This is a genomic window from Mangrovibacter plantisponsor, assembly GCF_003182475.1.
Taxonomy (GTDB): Bacteria; Pseudomonadota; Gammaproteobacteria; order Enterobacterales; family Enterobacteriaceae; genus Mangrovibacter; species Mangrovibacter plantisponsor.
On record NZ_QGTS01000006.1, the window covers coordinates 337,851 to 352,113 of the forward strand.

At 48.8% G+C, this 14,263-nt stretch carries 17 protein-coding genes and 4 pseudogenes; 10 read left to right on the forward strand and 11 right to left on the reverse strand.

What is annotated here, in order from left to right; all coding sequences use genetic code 11:
- Positions 1-48: 48 nt before the first annotated feature.
- Both DES37_RS11995 and DES37_RS12000 read left to right on the forward strand, forming a co-directional pair.
- Entirely contained in the window at positions 49-1,326 is a 1,278-nt protein-coding gene (locus tag DES37_RS11995) for an RbtT/DalT/CsbX family MFS transporter (RefSeq protein ID WP_036106731.1), read from the forward strand.
- A 45-nt stretch (positions 1,327-1,371) separates the two neighbouring features.
- Complete coding sequence (locus DES37_RS12000; RefSeq protein WP_110025920.1) at positions 1,372-2,034, forward strand: HAD family hydrolase; 663 nt, start codon at positions 1,372-1,374, stop codon at positions 2,032-2,034.
- A gap of 90 nt (positions 2,035-2,124) precedes the next feature.
- Here DES37_RS12000 and DES37_RS12005 read toward each other — a convergent pair whose 3' ends face one another.
- From DES37_RS12005 to DES37_RS12015, 3 genes are all read right to left on the reverse strand, one after another.
- Complete coding sequence (locus DES37_RS12005) at positions 2,125-3,267, reverse strand: HlyD family secretion protein (RefSeq protein ID WP_110025921.1); 1,143 nt, start codon at positions 3,265-3,267, stop codon at positions 2,125-2,127.
- Entirely contained in the window at positions 3,267-3,668 is a 402-nt protein-coding gene (locus tag DES37_RS12010; RefSeq protein WP_110025922.1) for a DUF3302 domain-containing protein, read from the reverse strand. Before DES37_RS12010 ends, DES37_RS12005 begins: the two co-directional genes overlap by 1 nt.
- A 266-nt stretch (positions 3,669-3,934) precedes the next feature.
- Positions 3,935-4,138, reverse strand: a complete 204-nt coding sequence (locus tag DES37_RS12015; protein WP_110025923.1) for a hypothetical protein — start codon at positions 4,136-4,138, stop codon at positions 3,935-3,937.
- 309 nt (positions 4,139-4,447) lie between these two features.
- Here DES37_RS12015 and DES37_RS12020 point away from each other — a divergent pair, with 309 nt between their 5' ends.
- The 3 genes from DES37_RS12020 (at position 4,448) to DES37_RS12030 (ending at position 6,164) form a co-directional block, all read left to right on the forward strand.
- On the forward strand, positions 4,448-4,861 hold the full coding sequence (locus DES37_RS12020; protein ID WP_036106744.1) for a hypothetical protein: 414 nt from the start codon (positions 4,448-4,450) through the stop codon (positions 4,859-4,861).
- A 288-nt stretch (positions 4,862-5,149) separates the two neighbouring features.
- Complete coding sequence (locus DES37_RS12025; RefSeq protein WP_036106746.1) at positions 5,150-5,407, forward strand: YjhX family toxin; 258 nt, start codon at positions 5,150-5,152, stop codon at positions 5,405-5,407.
- Positions 5,408-5,417: 10 nt separating this feature from the next.
- Positions 5,418-6,164, forward strand: coding sequence for an SAM-dependent methyltransferase (locus DES37_RS12030; protein ID WP_110025924.1), 747 nt, complete (start codon positions 5,418-5,420; stop codon positions 6,162-6,164).
- Between the two features lie 139 nt (positions 6,165-6,303).
- On the opposite strand, the gene DES37_RS12035 is transcribed toward DES37_RS12030, so the two are convergent.
- Positions 6,304-7,365, reverse strand: coding sequence for a DUF1176 domain-containing protein (locus tag DES37_RS12035; protein WP_110025925.1), 1,062 nt, complete (start codon positions 7,363-7,365; stop codon positions 6,304-6,306).
- Positions 7,366-7,625: 260 nt separating this feature from the next.
- On the opposite strand from DES37_RS12035, the gene DES37_RS12040 reads away from it, so the two are divergent.
- From DES37_RS12040 to DES37_RS12050, 3 genes are all read left to right on the forward strand, one after another.
- Complete coding sequence (locus DES37_RS12040; protein WP_110025926.1) at positions 7,626-8,174, forward strand: protein K; 549 nt, start codon at positions 7,626-7,628, stop codon at positions 8,172-8,174.
- A gap of 99 nt (positions 8,175-8,273) precedes the next feature.
- Positions 8,274-8,540, forward strand: a complete 267-nt coding sequence (locus DES37_RS12045) for a hypothetical protein (protein ID WP_036106756.1) — start codon at positions 8,274-8,276, stop codon at positions 8,538-8,540.
- A 168-nt stretch (positions 8,541-8,708) separates the two neighbouring features.
- Positions 8,709-8,918 carry a YdgH/BhsA/McbA-like domain containing protein gene (locus DES37_RS12050; RefSeq protein ID WP_036106759.1) on the forward strand — a complete coding sequence of 70 codons (210 nt, stop codon included), beginning with the start codon at positions 8,709-8,711 and terminating at the stop codon, positions 8,916-8,918.
- A 60-nt stretch (positions 8,919-8,978) separates the two neighbouring features.
- Here DES37_RS12050 and DES37_RS12055 read toward each other — a convergent pair whose 3' ends face one another.
- Positions 8,979-9,908, reverse strand: coding sequence for a DMT family transporter (locus DES37_RS12055; protein WP_072006917.1), 930 nt, complete (start codon positions 9,906-9,908; stop codon positions 8,979-8,981).
- Between the two features lie 199 nt (positions 9,909-10,107).
- Positions 10,108-11,184 carry a protein adenylyltransferase Fic gene (gene fic, locus DES37_RS12060; RefSeq protein ID WP_110025927.1) on the reverse strand — a complete coding sequence of 359 codons (1,077 nt, stop codon included), beginning with the start codon at positions 11,182-11,184 and terminating at the stop codon, positions 10,108-10,110.
- Positions 11,185-11,620: 436 nt separating this feature from the next.
- On the opposite strand from fic, the gene DES37_RS12065 reads away from it, so the two are divergent.
- Positions 11,621-11,884: a helix-turn-helix domain-containing protein gene (locus DES37_RS12065; protein ID WP_110025928.1), complete on the forward strand. Its 264-nt coding sequence runs from the start codon at positions 11,621-11,623 to the stop codon at positions 11,882-11,884.
- Between the two features lie 117 nt (positions 11,885-12,001).
- Positions 12,002-12,277: pseudogene (locus DES37_RS12070) on the forward strand (nucleotidyl transferase AbiEii/AbiGii toxin family protein); the annotation flags it as partial.
- A gap of 276 nt (positions 12,278-12,553) precedes the next feature.
- Here DES37_RS12070 and DES37_RS12075 read toward each other — a convergent pair.
- The 5 genes and pseudogenes from DES37_RS12075 to DES37_RS26190 all read right to left on the reverse strand — a co-directional run.
- Positions 12,554-12,880 (reverse strand): DUF1493 family protein, encoded by a 327-nt coding sequence (locus DES37_RS12075; protein WP_110025929.1) that lies wholly within the window; start codon positions 12,878-12,880, stop codon positions 12,554-12,556.
- Positions 12,874-13,323, reverse strand: coding sequence for an STM2901 family protein (locus DES37_RS12080; protein WP_036106787.1), 450 nt, complete (start codon positions 13,321-13,323; stop codon positions 12,874-12,876). Before DES37_RS12080 ends, DES37_RS12075 begins: the two co-directional genes overlap by 7 nt.
- A 189-nt stretch (positions 13,324-13,512) precedes the next feature.
- Positions 13,513-13,770, reverse strand: a pseudogene (gene tssD, locus DES37_RS25870) (type VI secretion system tube protein TssD); the annotation flags it as partial.
- A gap of 18 nt (positions 13,771-13,788) precedes the next feature.
- Positions 13,789-14,076, reverse strand: a pseudogene (locus tag DES37_RS25875) (DUF1493 family protein).
- Between the two features lie 34 nt (positions 14,077-14,110).
- Positions 14,111-14,203, reverse strand: a pseudogene (locus DES37_RS26190) (STM2901 family protein); the annotation flags it as partial.
- Between the last annotated feature and the right edge of the window lie 60 nt (positions 14,204-14,263).

Genomic DNA, 14,263 nt, shown 5'->3' on the forward strand with positions numbered 1-14,263 from the left:
CGGCCCTGCGCCGGAGCGGTTCCACTGTACCCTGAATACGAGGTCATTATGTCTGTAACCAACAAGCAGTGGCTGGGATTGCCTCTGAACCTGATATGGGGTTATATCGCTATCGCCTTCTTCATGACGGGAGATGGCTTCGAACTGGCGTTTTTATCCCACTACATTAAAGAATTAGGCTTTTCACCGGCTGAAGCCTCTTTTGCTTTCACTCTCTATGGCCTTGCAGCCGCCCTTGCTGCATGGGTGTCTGGCGTGGTGGCTGAAATTATTACCCCACAAAAAACCATGCTGATTGGCTTTTTGATGTGGTGCGTATTCCATGTCCTGTTCCTGGTGTTTGGCCTGGGGCGTGCGAATTACGCCATGATCCTGCTGTTCTACGGCATTCGTGGTTTCGCTTACCCTCTGTTCCTGTATTCGTTTATTGTCGCCATTATTCATAACGTGAAGAGCGACAGCGCCAGCTCAGCGATTGGCTGGTTCTGGGCGGTGTATTCCATTGGTATTGGTGTGTTTGGTAGTTATATTCCGAGCTTCACCATCCCGCATATTGGCGAACTGGGGACATTGTGGCTGGCGCTGGCGTTTTGTGTTACTGGCGGGGTTATCGCGCAGATTTCACTGCGCCACATTGCCACACCACGCCATATGCAAAACCTCACCACGCGGCAAAAATTCAGTGAGCTCACCCGTGCCGTGACGCTGATTTACAGTAACCGCAATATTCTGCTGTCCTGCATGGTGAGGATTATCAATACCCTGTCGCTGTTTGGTTTCGCCGTCATCATGCCAATGATGTTTGTCGACCAACTCGGCTTTACCACGTCTGAATGGCTCCAGGTCTGGGCTGTCTTTTTCTTCACCACGATTTTCTCCAACGTGTTCTGGGGCGTTGTGTCTGAAAAAATGGGCTGGATAAAAGTGGTGCGCTGGTTTGGCTGCATTGGTATGGCGATCTCCAGCCTGGCGTTTTATTACATCCCCCAGCATTTTGGGCATAACTTTGCCATGGCGTTAATTCCGGCAATTGCGCTGGGCATTTTTGTGGCGGCATTTGTTCCCATGGCAGCGGTATTCCCGGCGCTGGAACCTAACCACAAAGGCGCGGCTATTTCGGTTTATAACTTATCTGCCGGGACATCCAACTTCCTGGCCCCAGCCATTGCCGTGCTGCTGCTGCCCCACTTCAGTACCATTGGTGTAGTGATTGCCTACACCGTGCTGTATATCGTCGCGTTTTTCATCTGCCCATTCATTCACGTTGAACAGCCCGGTTTTAGCACTAAACCGGAATGTGCGGCAGAAAGCGCGCAATTGTCGTAAACAACCGGGCTGGCGGGCAGCCGCCAGCCAGCAAGAGAGGTAAAAATGAAGGTGAAAGCGGTTATTTTTGATATGGATGGTGTGATTATTGATTCTGAACCGTTCTGGCAACAGGCACAAATCACGGCACTTGCGGCATACCAGGTCCAGGCCACGGTTGCGCAATGCGAAGCCCTGACAAAAGGCAAACGGCTGGATGAAATCGCCAGGGTGTGGTGCCAGTATTTCAACTTGCCCACCCGGTCAGGGCAACTGGAACAGGCCATTTTGCACCATGTCACCACATTAATTGCCGCTAACGGTAAACCTTTGCCTGGCGTCGAAGCGACATTACGCGCCTTGCAGCAAAGAAACTGCCGCATCGCTTTAGCCACTTCATCTTCGCACCAGGTTATTGATGCCGTGTTCGATAAACTGCAACTGAGCCACTATTTTGAAGTGGTGTCCAGTGCCGATAACGAACCGCGCGGTAAACCAGACCCGGCAGTTTACCTCTCTACCGCACGCAAACTTTCACTGCCCGCCGCAGAGTGCCTGGTGGTGGAAGACAGCCTGAATGGTTTCCGGGCTGCACAGGCTGCCGGAATGGCAGTATGTGTAGTGACGCCCGGCTGCCACCAGCCTGATTTCCAGGGTGCAGCCGGGTGTTACTCTTCATTGGCGGAGATGCTGGCAGCACTGCCAGTGCCAGCTACCCAGCCAGCATAACCTGCCGGTTTTCTGAATACGTAAGCGCAAACATTCCGGGAGATAAACGGTCTGTTCTTTCCTTGTTTGCGCTTACTTTTTTAGCAGCAGCTAGTGGTCCAGAAAGACGTAGTTTTCCCAGCTTTTCATGCGGATCAGGATCTTACGCATTAAAGAGAGCTCTTCAAAATGGCCGGAATAGACTGCCACTTCCACCTGGGAACCCTGGGGCAGGTCATATTGCGCCAGCCGCGGGTCTGTTGCCCTGACCGTGACCAGAACACGCCCCTGGCCCTGTAAATCTGCCGTGGTCAGCAGGCGGCCCTGCCCCTGGAACTGGCCTTCACCCATCGCGGGCAAGACACCGAGCACTTCACCGTGAAACACGGTACCCGGAATTGACGGGAACAACAGCTCTGCTTCGTAACCGGGTTTAATGCGCTGAATGGAGTTCTGGCGGAACGCGGCAACATAAGTGGGTAATTCCCCCGGCTCTTTAGGCACAAATGTCATTACTGGAGCCATCCCCAGGGCAGTTGACATCACACCTGGGCGCAGGCCCACCATAGTGACGTAGCCATCAGAAGGCGCACGCACCACCGTACTTTCCAGGTTGAATTCGGCGTTACGCAACTGCGCCATCAGTGAAGCGACTTTCGAGTTTTCGCCATCCACCACAGAATTGAGTGAGTTCTGTGCCTGTTGTACCGCAGCCTGTTCTGCTGCCACTGTTGCCTCTGCTGCTTTCCAGGTTTGCAGGCGGGTATCCACTTCCTGGTCCGAAAACGCACCTTTCTTGTGGCCCTGAGCATAACGGGCATATTCCCGTTTTGCCTGGTCGCGGTCGGCAATGGCTTTATTCAGATCCGCTTTTGCCTGGTTCAGGCCGGAATCCAGCGAAAGGGCATTCTGGCTGGCGTCTTTAATTTGCGCACGGAGATCATCCACCCGGTTCTGGAAAGGTTCCGGGTCAATACGAAACAGCACATCGCCTTTATGCAACATCACATTCGGCGTTACCGGTACATCAGTTACCCGCCCGCGCACCTGAGAAACAATGGGAATGGTGCGGTAGGCTTCTTTGCCAATATCGCTGAAGGGGTAGTTGTAATTCATAATCAGCACAATCAGGCCAAGAAAAACACCTCCGCCTAATACTGCCGTGGGCACAGTCCATTTATTTAACGGGATGCGAAAAATCTTGAACACCGCAACACAAAGTGCGGCATAAGAAAGCAGTAACAATGTTTCCATTATTTTTCCTCCTGCGAACTGGCCAGCACTTCTTGCACTACGGGTACTACTTCGGGTACTGGCTCAGGAGGTTTTTTTAACTGGGTAATCTCTTGCTGAAGCTGCTCTATTTGCGTGGTAAGCACGCTAAGATGGTGCTGGATATCATGCTGTTCTTGCTCAATTTTCTGAATACCCCAACCCCTGTCTTCCCGCCACAGGGTGGCCCAAATCCACAGGAATGGCCATAACACATGCAGAGTGAACAAACTTACCCATCCGGCATAATGAATAGCATCCTGATGGGGATGATTGCGTTTTTTGGCTATTTCATAAGGAATATCGTGAATGGCAATGATCCCGTAAAACAAAATCAACACCACCACTACCAGCATTACCAATGCAACATAGTCCAGCGTCATGAGTTTTGCTCCCAGCGGAAAATAACTTCTGCCTGGTCATCGCCAGAAAAAGATATTTTCAATTTTTTTCAAAATATTAGCTCAAAGCCCGGTTATATTTTCTCATTCAGGTTGTGAAATAATTCGCCAGGGGGCAACAACCTGATTAATTTGAGCTTATGCAGGGAAATGGGGTTACGCCAGTTCAAATGAGATATTTCTCAACAACTAATAAAAAATGGCAAAAAGGTGGGATAGCGCAAGAAAAAAACGAGGAAAAAAACCGGTTACTTTGCTTCTTTTGTATTGCAGGTGGTATTGCCTCCCTCTTCCTGAACAGCCTTTTCACCGGGTTGCATCTGGATAACGGGTATTTTGCGAAATGGTGCACCGCGCAATGTTTTGCGCTCTGCTTTTTTGCGGTCACGCAGATACAAAAAATCACAAACCATAGAGGAGACATCAACTAATAGACTGATAATATTCAACATTCTCCTCTCTCCTTTATCCCGTACCAGCGAATTCAAACACAGCTAATAATAAATTGGCGCAGCTGCAGCATGCCCCCACTAAAAATGGTGGGGCTATAGCCAGAATCAGGGCGCAAATGGCGCGTTATGTTACCCATTGTTGGTAACCCAAAATCGTTATACTGTGTAGGGATCTCCCTAAGGGAAATGCTTTCTGAAGTGCTGTCACGATATGCGAAGTCAGCGACGAAAATACGCCGCAAACTGAACTAATCTTCCTGATGGAGGACTGCACGTTTTACATACAGCCCGGCTATAAGGAACATCATCATGGCGACACGTAATTACCGGCTTAATAATGACAAGCCCCAGGAGCAAACAAGCGCTTTGGATGGGCAGTCGCACAGGGCCGCACGGGCGCTGGATTCCTGGCGTTTAAAGTTTGACAATATTGCGTTGAGCAAATGTGGCGGAATGTCTCTGGAAAGTGCGCGCCAGCATGCTGCAGAGGTTTTTCCAATGCTGAAATTACGCTGGCATAGCCACAATGATGACCATGTGGACTGCAACGATATTCTTTCCCAACTTCATACCCGGGCAGATATTGTGCAGTTGATTATTATGTCTATCAACGTGGCGCAACACGCCATAATGACTCACGGATTATTTTCCACTGAAGCAGAAGCGCGCCTGTATTTAATGGGCCGGATAATGGATCACTACCGGGTGCCGCACCGTTTATAACCTGGGCAGAGGTGGCTCAGGCATTTTTGTGTGTTAAACCACCTCCACTGTATTGCTGCACCGGGATCACATTATTCACGCCACTCTATTCCCATACAAAAAACAGGTGTTACTATTCACCCGTTTTTCTTACCTAATCTCACCGAGGCTTTGATGCTGGAGAATGTAATCATCAGATAATCAGCTTGCTGGCTTTACCGCCACTCTGGTTATCGCTGCGCTAAAACCTTACGCAAACACCTGCGGGTGTTGGCATGTTTTTGCACATGGTGATTAACAGGTTTCAGTATGAATTTATCCCGTCAGGAACAACGGACTTTACACGTGCTCGCAAAAGGCGGGCGCATTGTGCATACCCGTAATACCTCTGGCCGCGTTACCGCAGTTGAATGTTACAGCCGGGAAGGGCTGTTGCTGAGCGACTGCACACTCGCTGTTTTCAAAAAACTCAAAACCAAAAAACTTATTAAGTCCGTAAACGGGCAGCCCTATCGTATTAACACCACCGGGCTGAATAACGTTCGCGCCCAACCGGACAACCGCTGAGGAGAGCACCATGGATATCCCACGTATTTTCACGATTAGCGAAAGCGCTCACCGGATCCATAACCCCTTTACCCCGGAGAAATATGCCCCCCCTGGCCAGGCGTTACGCCTGAAACCCGGCGACAAGGTACTTGACCTGGGCAGTGGCTCAGGCGAAATGCTGTGCACCTGGGCCCGGGACCACGCCATTACCGGCCTGGGTGTGGATATGAGCCAGCTATTCAGCCAGCAGGCCAGCCAGCGTGCCGAAGCACTTGGCGTCAGCCACGCGGTGCAGTTTATTCATAATGATGCCAGTGGCTTTGTGGCCAGTGAGCCGTTCGACGTGGCTGCCTGTATTGGTGCCACCTGGATTGGCGGCGGTATTTTTGGCACCCTGGCATTGCTGGAGAAAAGCCTGAAACCCGGCGGACTGCTGCTGGTTGGCGAGCCGTACTGGCGCCAGTTGCCGCCAACAGAAACCATTGCCCGCGCCTGTGGTGCCACAGCACCGGGGGATTTTCTTACACTGCCAGAACTGGTTGCCTCATTCCGTTCACCTGGTTATGACCTGGTGGAAATGGTACTGGCAGACCAGGACGGCTGGGACAGGTATGAAGCGGCAAAATGGCTGACAATGCGCCGCTGGCTTGATGAAAACCCCGGTGATGACTTCGCAGCAGAAGTACGGGCTGAACTTAACGACGCCCCACTCCGCCACGTGGCATACACACGTGAATACCTGGGCTGGGGTGTGTTCGCCCTACAGGCTCGCTGATATTCATCAGCCCGCCGGGCAAACAGCAGTAAAAACAAGGCCGGTATACCCAGCAGGGCAACCGGCCTTTTCTTATTTTGCTGGCGTTAAAGCTGAACACGCCAGGTACTCAGGGTGATTTAACGCTATGGCAGTGGATTTACTGAGCCGGTTTTACCTGTGCCACCCAGAGCGGTAAATCCCATGTGCCGCCCAGGCGCAGGTAACGGCACGAACCAGTGCCACCTTCATGGCTTTTACGGAAAACAGAGCCATCCCAAACCCAACTGGCACTCCACCAGCAATCACCCATACCACGGCCTTTCTGGCCCAATGAAATAACACCATCGCTATAATCAGTGCCGGAAGTTGTCACCAGTTGCGGTTTTTCAGCAAGCTGGCTATCCATTAACCAATAGCCATAACCTTCGTTATAGGCCGCCCGCCAGCACAATGCCGATATAAGAACATGAGATTTATCTACTGGCTGGAGTGTTATTGCTTTGTCTTCAGAAGAGATCATGTCGCCCATTTCATCAGGGTCATCAAGAAGGTCACACTCTTCTGATTTACCCAGCGCCGCCAGTAATTTTGGCTTAAGCGCAGCCATTTCTGGCGCGGTCAAAGCTCTTTTCGGGGAAGTGGCCGTTTTCGCTTGCTGAATAACCGGCTCAGGTATTGCAGCCAGCACACTGCTTTCTGGCTTATCGCCTTTTTTCGTTAGTGCGCCAGGCGTACCAATGCGCCCTTGAACATCATCCATTTTCAACAATACGGCATAAGCGCCATCGCCAGAGAGTACGAACGGCTCCGGCCCGCCCTTAAATTCAACCTTGCCGCTACCTTTAATGGCAGCAACCAGGCGCTGGGTTTGTTGTTGTGAAAGTTGCCAGTCGTCGTTTTTGGTTGCTGTTAACGCCCCCGCGGGCTGACCGTTGATCCACAGTGCCAGTTGGGCTACCGGCGGCGTGCTGTCCGTGTCATCCCCTTCAGCCAGCATTACTTTGCCGGTAACCGCGCTGCCCGCACCGGCTTCACGGGTTAACAGCACCGAGCCACCTTTACCTTCTTCCGGGCTGTAACCTGCCGCCCGGCAGGTGAGCGTGTTATCACACACGACTTCCCAGTTTTTATGGCTAAACGATACCCCACTTTCCTGAGCCAGTGCTGGCACGCTGAAAAAGACCATGGCCAGTAATCCCGCCGGAACAATGCCCTTCATGCCATCTCTCCATAATGAATAAGTAAGATTAATCTCGAAAAACTCACCAAAAAACAGATTGCCATACAGGTAATATTCAGGCTGAGAATACAACGCTGTTTTTTACTGAATGGTGCATTCGCACGGCACAAAGCACAGCCATCACTGGCTGAATTGCACTGAATGCCGGAATGAAAACGATAAACAAAGTTACCAGGTGCTTTATATATATAATTAATTACAATGAGGCAACAATAACATACGGTTATGGAGTGACAGTGATGATCAAACAGGCAACATTAGCCGCCCTTTTCCCGGCAATACTTCTGGCTGGCGGGTGCGATGATGCATCCAAAGATAAAGCGGATACCGCAGAAGCACCAACCACAGCGCAGGCTGGCAAAACAGCCCCCGGCGCTAACGACCTGGATAAGCGGCTGGCAGAGATACGTTCACAATCCACATCAGCAAAAATTGAAGAATTTAATCAGTTAAAAGATAACGACCCAAAGTTACTGCAAAAATCCGTCGTGGCGGAAGTTAAAAAACAGCTGCCATTATTAATTGATGATGCCACCATGATGGAGGATGTCTCTGCAGAGGGAAATACATTCACTTATAAATTCGTCATTAAGGGGCTCCCGGCCAGTATTACGCAGAATGAGGAATGGCGCAGTAATATGCAGAAAGTGATCATCACGAATTATTGCTCCAACGATAACCGGGTGAAAGTTTTCCGCTCACTCTTCCCGGACGGAGCGGTGTATAACTATTACCAGGACAACAAACTTATCTATTCCTGGAAAGCACAGCCTGCTATTTGCAAGTAATAGCGGCACCAGTACGGCTGGCGCAGCCTGCAGGCGGCTCCAGCCAGTGTTCGGCAGTGTTATTTGTTAGCAGCATTGTTACCTCGCATGGAGTCCCCTATGCCAGTGTTTATTTTCTTAAAAAAGGGCGGCCAGATTACTGTAGTGGAGAAAGCCGATGCCACTGAGGCAACCCGCCTGAAAGCACAAGGTTATGAACAGCAGTTTGAGGAAATTACCGCCCCCAATGCCGCAAAAGCACTGGCCCGCTTTCGCGATATTAAACAAGATGAAGAATCAATACAGCATGGGTTTTCTACTGGCGCGGCATTTATTTCCCTGCTTGTAGTACTGATGTTCATCATCAGTTTTTTCTTGCAGAGATAACCCACCCCGTAGCGGAACACTGAGGCCGTTTACCCCAGCAATATACTTCATATTTTTTGAAAGAGATCCGCAAATTGTTTTGATTTTAATCACTGCATGGCAGGCCTATGATTGTTCACATCAGGGCAACACAGCCCTACCGAACAAAACCATTTAAGGAATAAGACCATGAAATCTATCAAAACTTTCGTTGCAGTTGCCGCTCTTTCTGTTATGTCTTTCGGTGCTTTCGCTCAAAGTGTAACCGCCACCGCCTCCACCCTGGACGGTGCTGAAGCACAGATTGCTGCTCAGGCTAAACAGGCTGGCGCTTCTTACCGTATCACTGAAGCCAATGTGAATAACGGTGTACATATGACGGCTGAACTGACCAAATAAGCCAGTACCCAGGCGAAAAAAAACCACCTTAACCGGTGGTTTTTTCGTTTCTGAGCCCATTCAGCCTTTACGGCTGGCCAGCGTGACACCAGCAATAATGGCGGCAATACCGGCCAGGTGAAACAGGCGGAACGGTTCACCAAGAAACACCAGCGAAAGCACCACCCCGAACACCGGAATCAGGTGGATACACAACCCGGCGCGGGCAGCTCCGATAGTTTCCACACATCGCCCATAAAACCAGTAAGAAATAAACGACGGGCAGACACCCAGAAACAGCACCGCCGACAACGTGGTGGCATTCCACTGCACCGCCAGCCCGCTGATATGCTCATGGAGCCAGAGCGGCGACACCACCAGCAGCGTAATTAGCACCTGCACCCACAGTAACCCCATGCGGTTAATTTCCGCCGGCAGTTTACGCAGCCAGAGTGTGTATAACGCGAAACTTGCCATGGCTCCGAGCAGCATTACATCCCCGGAAGAGAAAGCCAGTTGCATAAGCCCCTGCAGGCTGCCCCGGAAAATAATCACCAGCACACCGCAAAATGACACCGCAATACCTGCCACCTGTAACCCGCCAAGGCGTTGCTGATAAAACAGCGCCCCAAACAGCATAATCAGAATAGGTACACAGGAATTCAGCAACAGGGCATTGGTGCCGGATGTGTGGTGCAGGCCGTAGTAAACCAGCAAGCTAAACGCAGTAATGCCGCTGAGCGACAGCGCGATAATACGCAGCGGAACCTGTAAATAGCGGCGAAAATCCCGGCGGATAAACGGCGCGGCAAAGGGGAAAATAACCACCAGCGCCACCAGCCAGCGGAAAAAGGTTAATGTTGCCGGGGGGATATCATTGCGAATGGCCCGCCCGACAATAAAGTTACCGGCCCATAATAAAGGCGGGATAATAAACAAGAAAAAGGCCACCAACCGCGCAGGCGGTGCGCCGCTGGTTTTCTCCAGTGCTGCAGATGATTCAGAAGCCACCCTGTTACTCCTTATTTTTCTCCCCCGCACAGGTCTGGCTGCGCACCGCGGGCAGAATGCTCATTGTTTTCCTCATCATCTCTGGTTTTCGGCTATTTGGCATTAGCTGATTGGCACTTTAATGCAAATTGAGTGGGGTGAGAGGAACACAGAAGGCGTTGCGGGCGAAAGTAAACAACCCGCAAAAAGCCAGTGACCACTACTGATTCAACTCTTGCAGCAACCTTGTGTTGATATACAGTTTTTCGCGCCCCACAGCCATTTCTTCCAGCACACCAATATCGACCAGTTGCTTAAGGTATACGGATGCTGTCTGGCGTTTAGCCACACCACGTTCTACAAGGTTTTCAATCCGGCAATAGGGTTGAGCAAACAGCGCCTGGATAAGTTCATGAGTATAAATTTTGGGTAGTTTTTCACGCACAAACTCTGCGATTTCTGCCATCAAAGCCCGAACAACTGAAATTTTATTCGTCGTCCACCGAGACGCGCTTTCTACTGCATCCAGCATAAAGAGTATCCAGGATTCCCAATCGCCTTCTGCGGTCACTTTTCGCAAAAGGGTGTAGTAATCATCACGCCTTTCCAGAATAAAACGAGACAAATACAAAATAGGTAGCGAGAGCAGTTCTTCCTGAATTAAATACAGGATATTCAGTATACGGCCTGTTCGCCCATTACCATCGGGAAATGGGTGAATGCACTCAAACTGATAGTGCGCAATAGCCATTTTCACCAGCGGATCTAAATCATCTTCACGGTGTATAAACTGTTCCCAATTCGCCAGTAAATTACGGATAGCGTCTTCACCAACTGGTGGCGTATATACCACTTTGTTGTTCTGATCCCGCAGGACTGTACCCGGTGTTTTCCGGACATCTGTTTGCACAGAGCGCAATTTGGTGCAGATAGCGACCGCGGTATTTGTACAGAGTGGATAGGTTTCAAGGTGGGTAAAACCATCATAAAGCGCAGTACGGTAGCGCAGCGCTTCTTTGGTTGCAGGATCGGCCTTATCGGCGTGATCTGCATACTGAAAAAGCTGATCGCTGGTCGTTACAATGTTCTCAATGCGTGAAGAATCTTTTGCTTCCAACATGGGCAGAATATTTATCAGCAAGCCCTGGTCGGGGATCAACTCACCGGCCGTTTTCAGCTCGGCAATGGCTGCACGCGCACTAATGCATGCTTTAAGAACATTGCGTGTTTCAACCCTATCCAGTTCGGGCGGCAGCACTGGCAGTGCGTTGTAAGGCGTTTGCGGAGCCCAGTTCATATGTTTATAAAAACCGTTTTAATCGACACATCACCATACTATGCCGATACGCGACACACGTCACTCCAATATGTTTAAAAAAATGCGTTTTATCGACATATCGCCAGAACGTGTCGATACCATAAACATGTTTGGGCTATATGTTTAAAAAAACGTGTTTTATCGACATATTGCCGGAACATGTCGATACCATAAACATGTTTGGGCTATATGTTTAAAAAAATGCGTTTTATCGACATATTGATGGTGGGGTTGTTGTAAATCCGGTCAGCAACTTTAACCTGGGTTGTGACTTATAGTCCGTGGCCTGAGCAGCAATACCAGGTCATGTTAGTGGGGTAAATAACATCTCCCACATTCAGGTGCATTTATGGCGCTTATTCACTGATGTAAGCCCCCTGAAAGTGCGGTAGACCCCACAAAAGGAGCAATTATCATGACCAACACAGACTGGCATGCGGCAGATATTATTGCTGCACTGCGTAAGAAAGGGACTTCCATGGCCGCGGTTTCCCGGGAAGCGGGGCTGGCATCTTCCACGCTCTCGAATGCACTTAGCCGCCCCTGGCCCAGAGGCGAAATACTGATTGCAACGGCAATTGGCGTGGATGCCAGCGAGATTTGGCCAAGCCGTTATTTTGATAAGCAAGGAATGCGGATAGACCGCGCAGCCATGATGCGTATAAAGAATGCGGTTTGATTATTCGGCACGCCCGTAAAGGGCGTGTTTGGTGATTAACAGCCATTCCATGCAAAGGCAGAGCATAAAAACACGGATATTCTCAAGTAACCTGGCTTGCATCCCTTTGCCTGCTTGCCTGAGATAAGCGACGTCGTGAAATCCGTGGAGGAAGAATCTGGTTTTGCCGCGATCCCGGTTGTCTCACTACCTGATTTGTACGGCGACAAGCTATGTGCTGCGTTAGAGTCATTTAAACGTGGCGAGCCTGACTGGAATTTAGCACCAGAGCTCCACATTCAGAATTTGCCAGCAGTTCAATGGAAGCTGCGCAATATTGGACGGATGCCGGAGGGAAAGCGCGCGCAGTCCCTGGAAAAACTGGAAAAGGTCATAACAGAATGGCTGGGTTAGTTTATTAAATTCACTATAGTTACACCAATGGTGAAACTGTATAATTTTTTATAAACCAGAAAGGTTCTCCCCGGTATCCATTGCCTTCCAACACTTAAAACCAGGGTTGCTATTGGCCTTGTTGGCGACCTGGTTTGCCAGTGGACCCTCTCACGAATAAGTGCTTTATGATGCACGCTCGTTTTCTGCATTGGTTGTAAATTTTAAAAGCGAATTATCGATAGCCTCACTCGTATTATCAGCAAACACAGTGAAGGGGAATAGTCATATATAAAATTAGTCGTACAACCATTTTCCGGCTTTAGCCGATTCCGCAAACATTCTTACAGTGAGAGGTTTCGATATTTGTTCAACAGGCTTAGATGTAAACCACTTTCTAAAAAACCATGTCTTAAACCATGGATAATAAACATTATATGTCATCATAGAAAGATCAACATTAAACTTATCACTATATTTATTCATGCAAAAAACCAAATCATCGGCCTCTGAATATTCTTGTAATATGTCATCTAACTGTAATGGTATTAACTTTCCTGTGAACGTGCCCAACACAGGGAGCTGTTCACGAAAAAACTCTAATACTTCTTGTTCAGTTACCATATGCGATCTTTCTCGTGGGCTATAGTGTTATAATCTCTCACTGTTTTATAGACGATCTGACTAACATCACTTGCTACAATCGCCCATCCAACAACTGGCAACCCCCTACCAATAAATGCACCTAAATTAGTTACATACTTTGGCTTTAATGTTGCAATGCTTGCTTCCGTGATAGTAGGCAATCTTATTGGCATTTCAACATTCAGTAGTTGACGAAGATATTTAGAGGCAATAGAAGTACCTGCTGTTGTTCCATATGGTTTACCCCTTGTTTTTAACAGAGGCAAGCCAAGAATAATGCAACTCATTGCTACAACGTCTTTAATCCCACCAAACTGATCATTTATTTTGTCTAAAAAAATCCAGAAAAATAGTTCACCCGAAGAAATGTTACAGACACCTTTATAAAAATATGTTCCGTTTAGTTGCTCAACTGTATCCATCAGTACCCCTTCACTCCCTGTGTTTTAGTATGCTTATCGTACTATTTGAGTAATCGGGCAGGCGAAAGTTTTTTGCCGGGTAAATTCTGAATTCAGGCAATAAGTGATGTTGGTGGGAAAGTGCAAAGTGCAAACTGCAAAACTGGCAGAACCGGAACCATAGCCGCCAGTAAAGCAGGACATACATATTTCGGCAGATTTGAGGTTCTGTCCCGTTGCTGTCGCTTTGAAGAGATATGGTGATGAGCTATCCAGCTCTTTGGAAAACTGAAATGGTGAATGCTGTCGTGTTCCTGTCACTTTCCCCGTCATTGGGTCTGTCGGAATTGCCAGGTTGTGCTGCAAGCCACGCAACTCAATACTCCCTTCTCTGCCTATGGCATCAGAAGAACCACGGGTCAGTGCACCGCCGTCATCGGTCAAAATTAAGTGGACTGGTACAGCCATTGATTAAACTCCTTGCGATTAGTCGTACAGCCATTTCCTGGCTTTAGCTGATTGAATGAACATATCAATAGTGAAATCGGGAATATGCACGGGTTCAGTTTTTGCAAAGGGATTCCATGACAATTGAAACCTGGGATAATAGGTTTCAAGGTGGAAAGCTGACATATCCACATTGAACTCTTTAGCGTAATCCTCGATAAGTTCCTCAATATCATCCTGGTCCAGATTTACATTAAAATGAATATTTTAGGATGCAGTAAAGGTGTCGTATTTCTTTTTTCGGAATATATAACAACCACCACGCATAGTGAAAAGCTCGATTACTCGTGTTCAATATTACCTACCATAATTTATCGTTACCCCGCGCTATGGTGTTATAATCACGTACAGAGCAATAAGTGATTTGAGTTACATCGGCTATTAAAATAACTTCACAACTGATTAAGGTTGAACTACTTCCCAATTATGATATGTAGTACATAGCTCAGCGTTT

Excerpts from the sequence above, each read along its gene's own strand:
- DES37_RS11995 (WP_036106731.1), top strand. The coding sequence starts at position 49 with ATGTCTGTAACCAACAAGCAGTGGCTGGGATTGCCTCTGAACCTGATA.
- DES37_RS12000 (WP_110025920.1), top strand. The coding sequence starts at position 1,372 with ATGAAGGTGAAAGCGGTTATTTTTGATATGGATGGTGTGATTATTGAT.
- DES37_RS12005 (WP_110025921.1), bottom strand. The coding sequence starts at position 3,267 with ATGGAAACATTGTTACTGCTTTCTTATGCCGCACTTTGTGTTGCGGTG.
- DES37_RS12010 (WP_110025922.1), bottom strand. The coding sequence starts at position 3,668 with ATGACGCTGGACTATGTTGCATTGGTAATGCTGGTAGTGGTGGTGTTG.
- DES37_RS12015 (WP_110025923.1), bottom strand. The coding sequence starts at position 4,138 with ATGTTGAATATTATCAGTCTATTAGTTGATGTCTCCTCTATGGTTTGT.
- DES37_RS12020 (WP_036106744.1), top strand. The coding sequence starts at position 4,448 with ATGGCGACACGTAATTACCGGCTTAATAATGACAAGCCCCAGGAGCAA.
- DES37_RS12025 (WP_036106746.1), top strand. The coding sequence starts at position 5,150 with ATGAATTTATCCCGTCAGGAACAACGGACTTTACACGTGCTCGCAAAA.
- DES37_RS12030 (WP_110025924.1), top strand. The coding sequence starts at position 5,418 with ATGGATATCCCACGTATTTTCACGATTAGCGAAAGCGCTCACCGGATC.
- DES37_RS12035 (WP_110025925.1), bottom strand. The coding sequence starts at position 7,365 with ATGAAGGGCATTGTTCCGGCGGGATTACTGGCCATGGTCTTTTTCAGC.
- DES37_RS12040 (WP_110025926.1), top strand. The coding sequence starts at position 7,626 with ATGATCAAACAGGCAACATTAGCCGCCCTTTTCCCGGCAATACTTCTG.
- DES37_RS12045 (WP_036106756.1), top strand. The coding sequence starts at position 8,274 with ATGCCAGTGTTTATTTTCTTAAAAAAGGGCGGCCAGATTACTGTAGTG.
- DES37_RS12050 (WP_036106759.1), top strand. The coding sequence starts at position 8,709 with ATGAAATCTATCAAAACTTTCGTTGCAGTTGCCGCTCTTTCTGTTATG.
- fic (WP_110025927.1), bottom strand. The coding sequence starts at position 11,184 with ATGAACTGGGCTCCGCAAACGCCTTACAACGCACTGCCAGTGCTGCCG.
- DES37_RS12065 (WP_110025928.1), top strand. The coding sequence starts at position 11,621 with ATGACCAACACAGACTGGCATGCGGCAGATATTATTGCTGCACTGCGT.
- DES37_RS12075 (WP_110025929.1), bottom strand. The coding sequence starts at position 12,880 with ATGGTAACTGAACAAGAAGTATTAGAGTTTTTTCGTGAACAGCTCCCT.
- DES37_RS12080 (WP_036106787.1), bottom strand. The coding sequence starts at position 13,323 with ATGGATACAGTTGAGCAACTAAACGGAACATATTTTTATAAAGGTGTC.